Annotated in this window: 13 protein-coding genes and 5 tRNA genes; 7 read left to right on the top strand and 11 right to left on the bottom strand. The window is 74.1% G+C overall.

The genetic code is table 11. The features are described 5' to 3' along the window. Positions 1 to 1,306, top strand: a 1,306-nt coding sequence (locus F8274_RS14750; RefSeq protein ID WP_151462951.1) for a GAF domain-containing sensor histidine kinase, incomplete at its 5' end; no start/stop codon positions are given. A gap of 37 nt (positions 1,307 to 1,343) precedes the next feature. Here the strand turns inward: F8274_RS14750 and F8274_RS14755 are convergent. Then, positions 1,344 to 1,982 carry a response regulator transcription factor gene (locus tag F8274_RS14755; RefSeq protein ID WP_151462952.1) on the bottom strand — a complete coding sequence of 213 codons (639 nt, stop codon included), beginning with the start codon at positions 1,980 to 1,982 and terminating at the stop codon, positions 1,344 to 1,346. Positions 1,983 to 2,165: 183 nt separating this feature from the next. Here F8274_RS14755 and F8274_RS14760 point away from each other — a divergent pair, with 183 nt between their 5' ends. Beyond that, a complete protein-coding gene (locus F8274_RS14760) occupies positions 2,166 to 3,137 on the top strand; it encodes a nitroreductase (protein WP_151462953.1) in 972 nt (323 codons plus the stop codon). Positions 3,138 to 3,212: 75 nt separating this feature from the next. On the opposite strand, the gene F8274_RS14765 is transcribed toward F8274_RS14760, so the two are convergent. Continuing rightward, entirely contained in the window at positions 3,213 to 4,214 is a 1,002-nt protein-coding gene (locus F8274_RS14765) for an NAD-dependent epimerase/dehydratase family protein (protein WP_151462954.1), read from the bottom strand. 783 nt (positions 4,215 to 4,997) lie between these two features. On the opposite strand from F8274_RS14765, the gene F8274_RS14770 reads away from it, so the two are divergent. Beyond that, entirely contained in the window at positions 4,998 to 5,540 is a 543-nt protein-coding gene (locus tag F8274_RS14770) for a hypothetical protein (protein WP_151462955.1), read from the top strand. 58 nt (positions 5,541 to 5,598) lie between these two features. Here F8274_RS14770 and F8274_RS14775 read toward each other — a convergent pair whose 3' ends face one another. The 3 genes from F8274_RS14775 to F8274_RS14785 form a co-directional block, all read right to left on the bottom strand. After that, positions 5,599 to 7,245 (bottom strand): PKD domain-containing protein, encoded by a 1,647-nt coding sequence (locus F8274_RS14775; RefSeq protein WP_151462956.1) that lies wholly within the window; start codon positions 7,243 to 7,245, stop codon positions 5,599 to 5,601. 231 nt (positions 7,246 to 7,476) lie between these two features. Beyond that, positions 7,477 to 7,551 (bottom strand) — tRNA-Val (locus F8274_RS14780). Positions 7,552 to 7,584: 33 nt separating this feature from the next. Then, positions 7,585 to 7,657 (bottom strand) — tRNA-Gly (locus tag F8274_RS14785). A gap of 185 nt (positions 7,658 to 7,842) precedes the next feature. Between F8274_RS14785 and F8274_RS14790 the strand changes: the two genes are divergently transcribed. Beyond that, positions 7,843 to 8,082 carry a DUF6458 family protein gene (locus F8274_RS14790; protein ID WP_151462957.1) on the top strand — a complete coding sequence of 80 codons (240 nt, stop codon included), beginning with the start codon at positions 7,843 to 7,845 and terminating at the stop codon, positions 8,080 to 8,082. Positions 8,083 to 8,166: 84 nt separating this feature from the next. On the opposite strand, the gene F8274_RS14795 is transcribed toward F8274_RS14790, so the two are convergent. Next, positions 8,167 to 8,982 carry an isocitrate lyase/phosphoenolpyruvate mutase family protein gene (locus F8274_RS14795; protein ID WP_151462958.1) on the bottom strand — a complete coding sequence of 272 codons (816 nt, stop codon included), beginning with the start codon at positions 8,980 to 8,982 and terminating at the stop codon, positions 8,167 to 8,169. A gap of 70 nt (positions 8,983 to 9,052) precedes the next feature. On the opposite strand from F8274_RS14795, the gene F8274_RS14800 reads away from it, so the two are divergent. After that, positions 9,053 to 10,033, top strand: coding sequence for a DUF5937 family protein (locus tag F8274_RS14800; RefSeq protein WP_225853799.1), 981 nt, complete (start codon positions 9,053 to 9,055; stop codon positions 10,031 to 10,033). 49 nt (positions 10,034 to 10,082) lie between these two features. Here the strand turns inward: F8274_RS14800 and F8274_RS14805 are convergent. The 3 genes from F8274_RS14805 to F8274_RS14815 form a co-directional block, all read right to left on the bottom strand. After that, positions 10,083 to 10,157: transfer RNA gene (locus F8274_RS14805), tRNA-Val, on the bottom strand. A gap of 13 nt (positions 10,158 to 10,170) precedes the next feature. Beyond that, positions 10,171 to 10,241: transfer RNA gene (locus F8274_RS14810), tRNA-Cys, on the bottom strand. A 34-nt stretch (positions 10,242 to 10,275) separates the two neighbouring features. Next, positions 10,276 to 10,348: transfer RNA gene (locus F8274_RS14815), tRNA-Gly, on the bottom strand. A gap of 273 nt (positions 10,349 to 10,621) precedes the next feature. On the opposite strand from F8274_RS14815, the gene F8274_RS14820 reads away from it, so the two are divergent. Next, positions 10,622 to 11,224 (top strand): TetR/AcrR family transcriptional regulator, encoded by a 603-nt coding sequence (locus F8274_RS14820; RefSeq protein WP_151462959.1) that lies wholly within the window; start codon positions 10,622 to 10,624, stop codon positions 11,222 to 11,224. Here F8274_RS14820 and F8274_RS14825 read toward each other — a convergent pair. Continuing rightward, the gene (locus tag F8274_RS14825) at positions 11,212 to 12,381 is read right to left on the bottom strand and encodes an alkane 1-monooxygenase (RefSeq protein WP_151462960.1); all 1,170 of its coding nucleotides are present in this window, start codon (positions 12,379 to 12,381) and stop codon (positions 11,212 to 11,214) included. The two genes, F8274_RS14820 and F8274_RS14825, sit on opposite strands and share 13 nt — an antisense overlap. An 85-nt stretch (positions 12,382 to 12,466) precedes the next feature. Next, on the bottom strand, positions 12,467 to 13,282 hold the full coding sequence (locus F8274_RS14830) for a hypothetical protein (RefSeq protein ID WP_151462961.1): 816 nt from the start codon (positions 13,280 to 13,282) through the stop codon (positions 12,467 to 12,469). Positions 13,283 to 13,478: 196 nt separating this feature from the next. On the opposite strand from F8274_RS14830, the gene F8274_RS14835 reads away from it, so the two are divergent. Further along, positions 13,479 to 14,147, top strand: a complete 669-nt coding sequence (locus F8274_RS14835) for a methyltransferase (RefSeq protein ID WP_151462962.1) — start codon at positions 13,479 to 13,481, stop codon at positions 14,145 to 14,147. Positions 14,148 to 14,153: the final 6 nt, after the last annotated feature.

Genomic DNA, 14,153 nt, shown 5'->3' on the forward strand with positions numbered 1-14,153 from the left:
GTCCTACGGCTTCCCGCCGCACCACCCGCCCATGCACAGCTTCCTCGGCGTCCCGGTGCGGATCCGCGACCACGTCTTCGGCAACCTCTACCTCGCCGAGAAACAGGGCGCCGCCGAGTTCACCGAGGACGACGAGGAGATCGTGGTCGCGCTCGCCGCGGCGGCCGGCGTGGCCATCGAGAACGCCCGCCTCTACGCGCTGGCGCACCGGCGGGAACGCTGGCTCGCCGCGACCGCCGAGATCACCTCGGTGCTGCTCGGGGAGGTCCGCCGCACCGACGCGCTGACCCTGGTCGCCCGGCGGGCCCGGGAGGTCGCCGGGGCCGAGCTGGCCCTCGTGCTGCTCTACGACGAGGACGAGCGCCAGTTCACCGTCGAGGTGGTCGACGGCGCCGACGACAGCGCCGCCCGGAAGCTGGTCGGCGCGGTGCTCCCGGCCGACGACACCACCTTCGTCGGCTCGGTCACCGAGCGCCGTCACGAGCTGCTGGAGAACCTCGCCGAAGCCGCCCCCTGGTCACACCCGGTCGTCGCCGGACCGGCGGTCGTCTCACCCCTCGCCGCGGCGGACACCCTGCACGGCGTGCTGGTCATCGCGCACCGGCCCGACCGCGGTCCCGCCGCCGAGGACGACCTGGCCCTGCTGGGCAGCTTCGCCGGTCAGGCCGCGCTGGCCATGGAACGAGCCCGGGGCCAGGAGGAGCGGGAACTGCTCGTGGTCCTGGAGGACCGCGAGCGGATCGCCCGCGACCTGCACGACGTGGTGATCCAGCGGCTGTTCGCCACCGGCCTGCAGTTGCAGAGCGGGGCCATGAACGCCCGCCCCGAGGTGGCCAAGCGGATCAACCAGGCGGTCGACGACCTGGACGCCACCATCCGCGACATCCGCCGCACCATCTTCGAGCTGCGCACCCCGATGAGCGCGGCGCTGCGCACCGAGATCCGCGAGGCGATCGAGGTGGCCGCCGAGTCGCTGGGCCACCGGCCCGACCTGGAACTGATCGGCCCGATCGACAGCGCCGTCCCCGACCAGCTCCGCCCCGAACTCACCGCCGTGCTCCGCGAGGCGCTCTCCAACGCGGTACGCCACGCGCACGCCGACCGGGTGTCGGTGCGGGTGCGCGTCGACGCCGGGTGGGTGAGCGTCACGGTCACCGACGACGGGGTGGGCTGCGACCCGGAGGCGGCCCGCAGCGGCCTGGTGAACCTGCGCGAGCGGGCCGAGCGGCTGGGCGGCGACTTCCGGCTCGGCCGGGTCACGCCGCACGGCACCGAGCTGCGGTGGAGCGTCCCGCTGCGCGACTGAGCGGGCGGGGCGCCGGGCGCCTCAGTGGCCCAATAGCTCAGTGGTTCTTGCCGAGGAGCCGGGTGGCCAGCACCGCGGCCTGCGTCCGCCGTTCCAGGCCGAGCTTGGCCAGCACGCTGGACACGTAGTTCTTCACCGTCTTCTCGGCGAGGAACATCCTGCCGGCGATCTCCCGGTTGGTGAGCCCCTCCGCCACGTACTCCAGGATCCGCCGCTCCTGCTCGGTGAGGGACTTCAGCTCGCGCGGCTGCTCGACGCCGCTGCGGATCCGCTCCAGCACCCGCGTGGTGATCGCCGGGTCGAGCAGGGACTGCCCGGCCGCCACCCGCCGGACCGCGTCCACCAGGTCGGTGCCGCGGATCTGCTTGAGCACGTAGCCGGCGGCCCCCGCCATGATCGCCGCGAAGAGCGCCTCGTCGTCCTCGTACGAGGTGAGGATCAACCCCTTGATCGACGAGTCCACGGCGCGGATGTCCCGGCACACGTCGATGCCGTTGCCGTCGGGCAGCCGCGCGTCGAGAATCGCCACGTCGGGGCGGACCGCCGGGATGCGGCGGGACGCCTCCTGCGCGGAGCCGGACTCGCCGACCACCTCGATGTCGCCGCTGCTCTGCAGCAGGTCGGCCAGGCCACGACGGACGACCTCGTGGTCGTCGAGCAGGAACACCCGGATCATCCGTCCTTTCTACCCTTCCGCCCGGACGCCCCGCACGGGCCGAAGGTCCCGACCGTCACACGCCGGGCTGGGCAGACGGACCCGCCCAGGTGGGGACCTCCGGCCCTGCTCACCACCCCGCCCCCGGACGGACCGTGGGGATGGACCGGCCGGCCGGGCGGCCCGCACGAAGGGAGCAACGCCATGACCACGGGCTACACCGCCACGCAGCTGCGGGCCGCCGCCGCGGACGCGGTACGCGCACCGTCGCTGCACAACACCCAGCCGTGGCGGTTCCGGCTCGTCGACGGCGGGATCGACCTCGCCGTCGACCCGCTGCGCCGGCTGCCGGCCACCGACCCGAGCGGCTGGGGCGCCCGGATCGCGTGCGGAGCGGCCCTGTTCAACCTGCGGCTGGCCCTCGCCGTGGCGGGCACGCCGGCCGCCGTCCGGCTCCGCCCGTACCCCGGTGAACCGGACGTGGTGGCCCGGCTCGTCCCCGACGGGCCGCGCCGCCCCACCCCCACCGAGCAGAGCCTGCACGGCGCTGTCGCCCGCCGGTTCAGCAACCGGGCGCCCTTCTGGCCCGACCCGGTACCCGCCGACGCGCGCTGGCGCCTGGGCGAGGCCGCGCGCGCCGAGCAGTGCTGGCTGGAACTGGTCATCGGCGCCAGCGCCGTCAACGCCTTCGCCGAGATCGCCCGCAGCGCCCACCGGGTGCTGGAACGCGACCCCACGTACGTCAGCGAGCGCACCCGGTGGATCCGCTCCGAGCAGTCCCCCGACGGCGTGCCGGCCGCCGCCGGCGGGCCGCGAAGCGAACCGCAGGACCTGCTGCCGCAGCGCGGCTTCGGCGGCCGCGACCGGGCCCCCGGCCGCGACTACGAACCGGAACCGCTGGTCGCCGTGCTCGGCTCGACCGGCAACACCGCCACCGACCAGGTCGTCGCCGGGCAGGCCCTGCAACGGGTGCTGCTCACCGCCACCGACGCCGGGCTGGCCGTGTCGATGCTCTCCCAGCCGATCGAGGTGCCCGGAGCCCGGGAGGCCCTGCGACTGTCCCTGGGCCGGTTCGGCACGCCGCAGATGGTGATGCGGATCGGGTTCGGCCAGCCCGGCCGCACCACCCCGCGCCGCCCGGTCGACGACGTGCTCGACCTGCCCGCGGTGCGCTGACCGCCGGGGACCGACCCCGTGGCCGGCCCGGGTGGTCGGCCCCGGGTGGTCGGCCCCGGGTGGTCGGCTCCGTGGTCAGGCCGGTAGGGCGGCCAGGAGGGCGGCCTCGCGCTCCGGCGCCAGACCGACCGCCGCCCGCGCGGGGCGACCCGCCCGGGCCGGCACCTCGCCGACCTCGCGCAGCCAGCGCCAGGTGTCGGCAACCGTCTCGGCCGCCGGCCGGCAGACCAGGCCCGCCGCGTGCGCCCGCTCGACGTCCCGCTCCTGCAACCACCGGTACTCGTGCCCGCGCGGGATCCAGATCGGCAGGTCGTTCCACGGCTCGACGCCCGCCGCCAGGAGCCCATCCGGCTCCGTCCAGCGCAGCGTCGCGTCGGCGCCGGTCACCGCCACGGCCGCGTCGAGCAGCTCGCCCATCGTCGTGTGCCCGCTCCGACTGACCACGTTGTACGCCCCACCCGCGCCCTCGACCCCCCGGTCCAGCAGCCAGATCGCCAGGTCCCGTGCGTCGACGTACTGCACCGGCAGGTCACGCGGGCCGGGAGCGAGCACCTCCCCGCCGCGCGCCACGCGGTGCAACCACCAGGGCAGCCGTCCGATGTCCTCGCCCGGCCCGAGGATCAGCCCGGCCCGCACCAGCAGCGCCCGGTCGCCGAACACCTCCACGGCGGCCCGCTCCCCGCCCGCCTTGTTGTGCGGGTAGTCCCCGTCGCCCGCGTCGGCCTCGGCCGCGAACACCGGCGCGTCCTCCGCCGTGCCCAGACCGACCGGCGGGGCGTAGACCGAGCCGCTGGACACGTACACGTAGTGCGGCACGGCTCCGCTCAGCGCGCGCGCCGTGTCACGGACCGCCCGGGGCGCCCCGTCCCAGGTGTCCACCACCAGGTCCCACTCGCCGTCCGCGAGCGCCGCCAGCCCGCCCGGCGCGGTGCGGTCACCCCGCAACCGGTGTACGCCCTCGGGCACGTTGCCGTGCAGCCCCCGGTTGAACACCGTCACGGACCAGCCGCGGCGTACCGCCTCGGACACCACGGCCCCGCCGACGAATCCCGTACCGCCCAGCATCAGAAGTCTCATGCGTCCCACCCTGCCCCCCACGGGCCGTTCCAGTGAACGGTGTTCACGGTGAGCGGATCTGCCGAGGGCAGAAGCCGCCGCCGTCGCCTTTGCTCTGCAGCCATCCACGCAGCGGCCTCGGTCCGGAGTTGTTGCGTCCGTGGCTGCAGAGCAAAGGGGGCCGGGCCGGTGGACCATTGGCTGAGTGGGGCCGGTGGTTGGGCGGGCTGCCTGGCCCGCGTCTGGCCGTTGAGTCGTTCTCTACATCAGCTCGACAGGCACCGGCGCGGAGACGGTTGGGGCGGCCCACCGCGCCGATCCGTTTACGTCATCACGTTCGTAGCCGGCCACGCAGGCAGCCACGGTGTGGGGTGAGTGTCCGGTTCGTGCCCTGCACGGGCGGTGAGTGGAACGCTATGTGTGTCTCCGGGGCCGGGATACCTCCATACCGTTCCACCGACCGTGTCCGCCTGGGCGGGATGTCCGTTTCGCCGTGTGACCGGTGGCATCCCGACGGTGGAATGGCCCGCGGGCCGGGGTCGTTGTATCCGGGTGAACGACGGAGGACCACGCCCCGCCTCCCGGGGTGACCCGCCGAGAGCGACCGCCCCGCGAGGCGGGACTGCCCGGCCGGGAATGACGGTGGCCCGCCGGTCGTTGTACATGGTCCCGGCGCGACGAAGAGGCCCCGCCCCGCGCGCCGGATGATCCCCCTAAGACTTTCTTGAGCGCCTGACGGTGCTTGCGCACACACAGCCGACCCCCATCGGCGTGTGCGCCGACCCCCGAATGGAGCCATCCCTGATGAACACGATGCTGCGTAAGAGCGTGCTGGGTATTGCTGGTCTGGCTTTCACCGGTGGTGTCTTCGCCGGTCCGATCGCCGCCCACGCTGCTGAGCCGGTGGACACCAGGCCGGTGGCGGTGAGTGTGCAGGGCGCCCAGTCGCACATCGACCTGAACGACGAGCAGACCGCCAACGCCAAGGCGATCATCGCGGCGACGAAGAAGGCCGGCCTGCCCGAGCGGGCCGCGGTCATCTCGATCGCGACGAGCCTGCAGGAGTCGAAGCTGGAGAACCTGGGCCACCTCGGCGATAAGAATGACCACGACTCGCTGGGCCTGTTCCAGCAGCGCCCGACCAGCGGTTGGGGCACCCCGGAGCAGATCACCAACCCCGAGTACTCCACCCTCGCCTTCCTCAAGGGCCTCAAGCAGGTCGACGGCTGGGAGAGCATGCCGCTGACCGAGGCCGCGCAGACCGTGCAGGTCTCGGCCTACCCGGACGCCTACGCCCAGTGGGAGCAGCAGGCCACCGACATCGTCGCCCAGCACTGGAACAGCTGAGCCACGCAAGCTGGCCGGCACCCCCAACACGGGGTGCCGGCCAGCGGCGTCTCCAGGGTCAGGCCGGAGGCAGGACGAACGTCCAGGTCGTGGTGGTCGTGCTGGCCGCCGCGCCCACCGCGGCCAGGCCGCCGTAGGTGCCCGCCGGCACGCTGCTGCCGGAATCGGCGAGGAGGGCGGTCACCCGTCCGCCGCCGGTCTGGGAGCTGTTGCTGCGGACCTCGACGCCGGCCGGCGGGGTGAGCGCCGTGGACGCCGCGTCGCCGTGCAGCCAGTACGACACGGCCCAGCTCTGCTCGGCGGTCACCGGGGCGTACGGAGTGGTGCGCGTGGCAGTGCTGGCCGGGTCGGTGGCCCGGGCGAAGACCGGCGCGCTCGGGGCAGCGCCCCGGTACGCGGCCACCACCAGGTTGCCCTTGGCCTGGCTGTCGAGGGCGACGCGTACCGAGGTTCCGGCGTCCCCGGCGGCGGCGACCTTCCACCAGGCGGTGGTGGTGGCGAAGCCGCCGTCGAGCCGGTCGAGGCGGGTCCAGCCGGTCACCCCGGTGGGCTCGCCGGTGCCGGTGTGGGTGTTCTGGCTGAGCAGGAGCAGCAGGGTGTCGCCCGGCTGGACGGTCGGCGGCACGGTCACCGCGTGGCTGGTCCAGTTGGCGTTCGCGGTGGCCTGGCCGACAAAGGAGATCCGCTCGGGCACCGGCGCGACGGTCACGTCGACGGTCGCCGTGCCGGTGGCGCCCCGGTCGTCGGTGACCGTGAGGGTGACCGGGTAGGTGCCGGCCGTCGCGTACGTGTGCGAGGTGGTCGGCACGGAGACGGTGTCGGTGGTGGACCCGTCGCCGAAGGCCCAGCGGTAGTCCTGGATCGCGCCGTCGGCGTCGGTGGACCCGGCACCGGAGAAGGTGCAGACCAGCCCGGAGCAGGACGGGACGAGCTGCGCCACCGGCGGCTGGTTGGCCGGGCCGCCCGAGCCCTTCAGGATCTTCACGTAGTCGATGTCACCGGCGAAGTAGTCGCAGGTGACCTCGACGCCGTCGCACTGGCTCTTGCCGCCGATGGAGAGCTGCTTGGTGTTCGCGATGGTGCCGGTCGGCCCGTTCAGCCGGCTGGTCCGCACCCCGTCGACGTACATCTCCACGTAGGCGGCCGTGCGGTTGCAGGTGACCGTGTGCCACTGCCCGTCGGAGATGGGCACGTCGGTGTAGCCGGTGCGGGAGGCGCCGTCGCCGCCGCGGAACAGGCACTTCGGCTTGCCGCCCGGGGCCTCGAACTTCCAGTAGCCGCCGACGGTCGCGCCCTGTCCCTTCTGGAGGATGTTCCCGAAGGAGTACGTGGTGCGGTAGCGGATGCTGAACGAGAAGTCCCCGGCGTCGGGGTTGAAGTCGGTGGTGTGCGCCACCACGTTCACGTGGCCCGGGACGTACTCCTGGTCGGTGGGCAGGTGGGTGGCGAACCGGTGCCCGGTGGCCCCGGCGTAGAGGGCGCCGGTGACGACCTCGGCGCCGACGGCGCCGTTGCGGCCGTTGCCGCTGCTGTCCTTGAGCACGGTCGAACCGGCCGGCTCGTCCATGCTCCAGAACGCGACGGTCCGGGTGGCGGTCGCCTGCGCGGGCGAGGCGCCGAGCGCCACCCCCGTGGCCACGAAGAGGGCGGCCACGCCCAGCCGGGCGGCTGTCCGCCGCCACCGTCCCTGCCTGACTGACCGCATACGATCGCCTCCCAGCTCCACGGGCCATCACCCTGTCACGCTGCGGGCCAGCGGCTCCATAACCCGTTGGGCGGATCCGTACCAGGTCCTCGGTGTGGCCGGGCGACCGATGTGGCCAGTGGCCGGCGGCGAGGCGGCGGCCGGACCGTCCGATCCGTCCGCCGCGGCCATCCGTAAGGGAGAAGGCCCGCCACCGCGTGCGGTGACGAGCCTTCTCGCTGCTCAAAAAGCTGGTGGGCGATACTGGGTTTGAACCAGTGACCTCTTCCGTGTCAAGGAAGCGCGCTCCCACTGCGCCAATCGCCCGGGAACGGTCGGCCCACGAGGGGGCGGATCGCGAGCGGACGACGGGATTCGAACCCGCGACCCTCACCTTGGCAAGGTGATGCGCTACCAGCTGCGCTACGTCCGCGTTGTCACCGGCTCGCGCCGGCGACGACTGCAACTGTACCCGATGACAAGATCGCCGCGTGGCTGGGCCCCGGCGCGCCCCGGGGCCGCGATCGGGTGACCGCCGTCACAGCCGGGCGATTGCGCTGCTCGTCGCGGGGGTACTGACTGCTGCGACAGCACAACAATCCCCCGAAGGAGGCTGTCGTGGGTATCGGAACGAGCATCTTCCTGATCGCGGTCGGCGCGATCCTCACCTTCGCGCTGAACGCCAGCGTCGGCGGGGTCGACCTGGACGTCGTCGGCTGGATCCTGATGGCGGCCGGCGTCCTCGGTCTGATCATGACGACCCTGGTCTGGGGCCGCCGCCGCGAGGTGGTCACCACCGCCGAGCCGGTCGAGTACCGCCGGGCCGAGGAGCGCCGGGACGTCACCCCGCCGCTGTGACCGGGTTGCCGGGGTCGACGGAGCTGATCGGCCCCGATCGGGTGTGACGGGGGCGCCGCTGGGCGCCCCCGTTCGCGTACCCGGTCAGCGCATCAGCTCGTTCAGCGTGCCGTAGTCGAGCGCGCCCGCCAGCGCGCCGTACGTCCCGGTGGTGAACGCCTCCTCGGCGGCCCGCCGGGCCACCGCGTACGCGGCCTCGGCGACCGCGGAGCCGAGGCTGACCCGGGCCACCCCGAGCTTCGCCAGCGCCGACACGGGCGGCGCGCCCGGTCCGGCCAGCACGTTCAGCGGCGCCGGGATGGCGGCGACCAGGGCGGCCACCGTGTCCGGGTCGACCACCCCGGGCACGAAGATCCCGTCCGCTCCGGCGGCCAGGTACGCCCCGGCCCGCGCCACGGTCTCCTCGATCCCGCCGACCCCGCGGAGGAAGGTGTCGACGCGGGCGTTGACGTACAGCGGGATGCCGGCCCGGTCGGCGGCGGACCGGACGGCGGCCAGCCGGGCGGACTGCTCCTCGACCGGGCGCAGTGGCCCGCCGCCGTCATGGCGGGCGTCCTCGACGTTCACGCCGACGGCGCCGGCCGCCAGCACCGCGGCCACCGTCTCGGCGACCTCGTCGGCGCTGTCGCCGTACCCGGACTCGATGTCGGCGGTGACCGGCAGCGGCACCGCGGCGGCGACGCGGCGGACGACGTCGACGGCGGTCTCGCGGCCGAGCGCGTCGCCGTCGGGTACGCCGCGGCTCCAGGCGACGCCCGCGCTCGTGGTGGCCACGGCGCGGGCGCCGGCCGCGGCGACGATCCGGGCGCTGGCCGCGTCCCAGGCGTTGACCAGGACCAGCGGCTCGCCGGGGACGTGCAGGAATCGGAGGTGCAGGGCTCGGGTGTGCTGTTCGTTCACCCGCCCAGTCTCCGGGGGTGGGGCCGGCGGCCGTAATGTTTCAGTCCTGGCTGAAACGACGGGGGACGGCGTGGTCGCGATCGGGCTGTCGGCGGGCGGCGTGGCACGGGTCCGCTTCGCGCTGTCCTGCCTCTGGGAGGTGATGGCCGGCGTCCGGGTGCTCCGCGACCCGGGCCGGCACGCGCTGCACCTGCCCTGGGCCAACCGGGTCCGGCCGCGGCTGGCCGAGGTGGGGTTGCTCGACCCGGGCGCCGGCCTGCTCGGGCACCTGGTCCCGCCCGCGCCGGGCTACCTGCCCGACTTCCTCACCCCGCCGCCAGCCGGCCTCACGCCGGACCTGGATCAGGAGCTGGCCGTGCTCCGCGCCACCCCGGCCGACACGATCCGCCTCCAGCTCGACCTGTGTCCCGGGCCGCGGCCGGCGGCGGTGGCCGCCCTGTACGCCGACCCGGAGGCCGGGCTGCGCCGGCTCGCCGACGAGATCGCGGCGTACTGGCGGGTGGCCGTGGCCCGCGACTGGCCCCGGATCCGGGCGGTCCTCGACGCCGAGGTGTTCCACCGGGCCCGCCGGCTGGCCGAGGACGGCGCGGCGGGGCTCCTCAACGACCTGCACGAGCGGGTCCGCTGGGAGGGTGACGCCCTGCTGATCAGCCAGCGCCACTGCGCCGCGCCGGACGTGCCGGACGGCCGCGGGCTGGTGCTGGTGCCCTCGGTGTTCGTCTGGCCGTCGGTGCTCAGCATCTCGGCCGGCGACGTCCCGCAGCTGGCCTACCCGGCGCGGGGGATCGGCGGGCTGTGGGAGTGCCCGGCGGAGGCCCCGGACGCGCTGGGCGCGGTGCTCGGGCGGGGCCGGGCGCGGCTGCTCGCCGCGCTGGACGCGCCGCGGTCGACCACCGAGCTGGCCCGGCGCACCGGGCTGTCCCCGGCCGGGGTGTCGCAGCATCTCACCGCGCTGCGGGCGGCCGGCCTGGTGGTGACGCACCGGCAGGGGCGGTCGCTGCTGAGCAGCCGGACGGCGGTGGCCGAGGCGCTGCTGGGCGCGTCGGCGTGACGGGGAAACAGGAAAGGCCGTGTCGAATGATCGACACGACCTTTTCCGCTGGTGGGCGATACTGGGTTTGAACCAGTGACCTCTTCCGTGTCAAGGAAGCGCGCTCCCACTGCGCCAATCGCCCTCGTCAACTGCCGAGGTGGAGACGGGATTTGAACCCGTGTACACGGCTTTGCAGGCCGTTGCCTCGCCTCTCGGCCACTCCACCGAGGTTGCCCCCGACATGCGTGGCGGCATCTCCGAGCGGACGACGGGATTCGAACCCGCGACCCTCACCTTGGCAAGGTGATGCGCTACCAGCTGCGCTACGTCCGCGTGCCCCCGGTGTTATCCGGTGACGGATGAGAACTTTAGCCGAGCCCGGGAACGGTTGCCAAATCGGGTCCCGTTTCCGGGCGCGTCCGGGTGACGGGGTTTGCGGTGCCTGAAGCTTCCTAGGAGCCTGGGCGGAAGCTGATCAATGGTCGGGGCAGGGCGGGGACCTGCGGATTGTCGCCCCGGACGCACTGTCCGGGATCCGACTGTCGTGCGCTCGACCGGCCGCTTCGGTAACTCCTCGTGGTCACTCGGATGGGCTACGGTAACGGCGTGACGAGACGTGCCGCCGAGATCCGCCTGGACGCGCTGCTGCGCACGGCCTGTGAGGTGATCGCGGAACGGGGACTCGCCAACACCCGCACGGCCGACGTGGCCGAGGCCGCCGGGGTGAGCCAGGCCCTGGTCTTCTACCACTTCGCCACCAAGGACCGGCTGCTCGCCCAGGCGTTCGCCTACGCCGTCGAGCAGGATCTGAACCGGCTCGACACGGTGATCCGCTCCAGCGCCCCGCCGCTGGCCAAGCTGCGCCGGATGCTCCGCCTCTACGCCCCGACCGGCCGGTCGACCTCCTGGTCGATGTGGATCGACGGGTGGGCCGAGTCGCTGCGCACCCCGGAGCTGGAGAAACTGTCCCGCCGGCTGGACCTGCGGTGGCGGCGGGACCTGGCCGCGGTGATCGCCGACGGGGTGGCCGACGGCACCTTCGACTGCCCCGACCCGGCCGGCGCGGCGTGGCGGATCAGCGCCGTCATGGACGGCCTCGCCGTGCAGCTCGCGGTGCACGAGCGGGTGATCACCCGCCGGCAGATCGCCGAGTGGGTCCGCCTCGTCGCGGCCCGCGAGCTGGGCCTGGAACCGGCTCAACTGGATTGAACCTGCCGGGCACGGGCGGCACCGCGCCGCCGCAGCCCGGCCCGGGCCGGCGGGTGCACGTTGGCCAGCTCCAGGTCACCGCCGTAGTGGGCGAGCACCCGGTGGTCCATCACCCGCCGCCAGACCGGCGGCAGCAGCGCGGCGACCACCATGGTGGCGTAGCCGGCGGGCAGCTGCGGTGAGGCGTCGAAGCTGCGCAGCGTCTGGTAGCGGCGCAGCGGGTTGGCGTGGTGGTCGCTGTGCCGCTGGAGCTGGAAGAGGAAGACGTTGGTGACCGTCCGGTCGCTGTTCCAGCTGTGCCGCGGGTCGACCTTCTCGTAGCGGCCGGCGGCCGTCCGCTGCCGGGCCAGCCCGTAGTGCTCCAGGTAGTTGACCACCTCCAGCAGCGAGAAGCCGACCACCGCCTGGAGCGCCAGGAAGACCAGCACCCCGGGACCGAAGGCGACGGCCAGCACGGCGTAGAGCAGCACCGTCATGGCCCAGGCGTTCAGCACGTCGTTGCGCCAGGTCCACGGGCTGCGGCCCCGGAGGCGCAGGCGGCTGCTCTCCAGCCGCCAGGCCGAGCGCAGGCTGCCCCAGACCGTACGCGGCCAGAACGCCCAGAACGTCTCGCCCAGGCGGGAGCTGGCCGGGTCCGCGGGGGTGGCCACCCGGGTGTGGTGCCCCCGGTTGTGTTCGACGTGGAAGTGCCCGTACCCGGCGGGCGCGAGGGCGATCCGGGACAGCCAGCGTTCCGCCGCCTCCCGCTTGTGGCCCAGCTCGTGGGCCGTGTTGATGGCGATGCCGTCGACCACCCCGATGGTGGCGACCAGGCCGGCGGCGGCCGCCCAGGAGAGCCCGCCGTGGGTCCACACGGCACAGCAGAGCACGAGGGCGGCGTACTGGGCCGGCAGGTAGAGGTAGGTGAGCCAGCGGTAGTAGCCGTCGGCCTGGAGCGCCGGCACCAGTTCCTCCGGCGGGTTCTCCCGGTCGTCGCCGATGAGCAGGTCGATCACGGGGATGACGCCGAAGACGACCGCCGGGGTGAGCCACCAGGCCCAGCCGGCGCCGGTGGCGTGCCAGAGCGACCAGCCGAGGAAGGGCAGCGCGGGGACGAGCAGGGCGAGCGGCCAGAGCGGCTTGCGGGTGTCCCGCCAGGGGACGGTGTCGGTGCCCATCGTCAGCCTCCGATCCGTGAACTCCTGCCCAGACTGTGGCAGGCGGCACGGCGGTTTACAAGAGGCTGATTTTTGTAAAGTGCGGTCACCAGCCCCGACGGGCGGGCCGTTCGAACTCCGGCACCCGGCGGGCGGGGCGCAGCAGGCGCCGCATCCGCAGCAGCAGCCCCGCGCCGAGGAACACCAGCAGCCCGCCGAGGACGAAGGCCACCTGGACCACGCCGAAGCCGCCCGAGGTGGCGACCGGCCGGCCCGCCGCGCCCGGCGGCGGGGGCTCGACCACCGCCGCCTCGCTCGACGGCTCCTCCGCCACCGGCTCCTCGGTGGCCGGGTCCGTCGGCTCGGCGCTGCGCTCCGTGGGCTCCGGCGTCGCCTCGGTCGGCGCGGCCGTGGCTTCCTCCCCCACCACCCGGCGGTCGGCGGTCTGCCGGGCCAGCAGGCGCAACCCCTGGTCGTACGCCTCGGCGGAGAAGCTCACCCGCCCCCGGGCCACGTCCTCGGCGAAGGCCACCCGGTAGCGGGCCGTGACCGTGCGGCCCGGGCAGAGCACGCCCGGGTCCAGGTCGCGGTCGGTCAGCCGGGCCGTGTCCCCCTCGGTCCGGACCTCCAGCGGGAAGGATCCGTCGTCCTCCACCCGGTCCACCTTGACCTGGTCCAACCGCAGGCCCTGCACCCGCAGCAGCATCGACCAGCGCACCTTGACGCAGCCGCCCCCGTCCGTGCGGGACACCACGGCGGAGAGGGTCTCCACCCGGTCGCCGGCGGTGAACTGGTCCGGCAGCCCGCTCAGCTCGGTGGAGAAGGCTGCCGCCGCTCCGGCCGGCACGGCCCCGCCGAGCCCGGCCCCGGCCAGGCAGGTCAGCACCACCCCGATCCGCAGCGCGTACCGCCACCCGCTCACCACCGTCTCCTCCCGTCGGCCGCGTCCACCCGGAAACGCTATGAGCGGGGACGGTGCGCCGGTAGACGGGCGTGTTCGCACGGACCGCCAACACCGGGGCCCCTTCTCACCGAGCGTGGTGAACCGGTCACGCCGCCGCCGCGACACGCCCGGGATCGCCCGCCGGCCGCCTCCGGGCGTACGACAGAATCACCCGGTGTCCGATCTGTCCGCGGCCTTCGTCCGGCTGCACGCCCGGCTCACCCCGGTCGCCTTCGTCCCCGAGGTGCGGCTGCACCAGGCCGACGAGCCGATCGGTCTCTGGGAGCTGACCGAGGGCGAGTTCCACAGCGCCCAACCGCCGCCGTTCTGGGCGTTCGCCTGGGCCGGTGGCCAGGCCCTCGCCCGCTACGTCACCGACCACCCCGAGCTGGTCGCCGGCCGCCGGGTCCTCGACCTGGCCTCCGGCTCCGGCCTGGTCGCCATCGCCGCCGCCCGGTGCGGCGCGGCCGCCGTCCGGGCCGTCGAGGTGGACGAGCGGGCCGTCGCAGCCGTCGCGCTCAACGCCGAGGCCAACGGGGTACGCGTCGACGCCGAACTCGGCGACATCCTGGACGGCGACGCCGGGGACGCCGAGGTGGTGCTGGCCGGAGACGTGTTCTACAGCGAGGCGATGGCCCGCCGGGTGCTGCGCTTCCTGCTCCGGGCGGCCCGGTCCGGGGCCCGGGTGCTGGTCGGCGACCCCGGCCGGGCGTTCCTGCCCCGCGAGCGCTTCCACGAGCTGGCCGCCTACGAGGTGCCGGTGCCGGAGGCGCTGGAGAGCGTACGGGTGAAGAACACCACCGTGTGGGAGCTGGACCCGGCTCCGCCGGGAGCCGCCCGCTAGCGTGAC

The sequence above is a fragment of the Micromonospora sp. AMSO31t genome (genome assembly GCF_008868175.1).
Taxonomy (GTDB): Bacteria; Actinomycetota; Actinomycetes; order Mycobacteriales; family Micromonosporaceae; genus Micromonospora.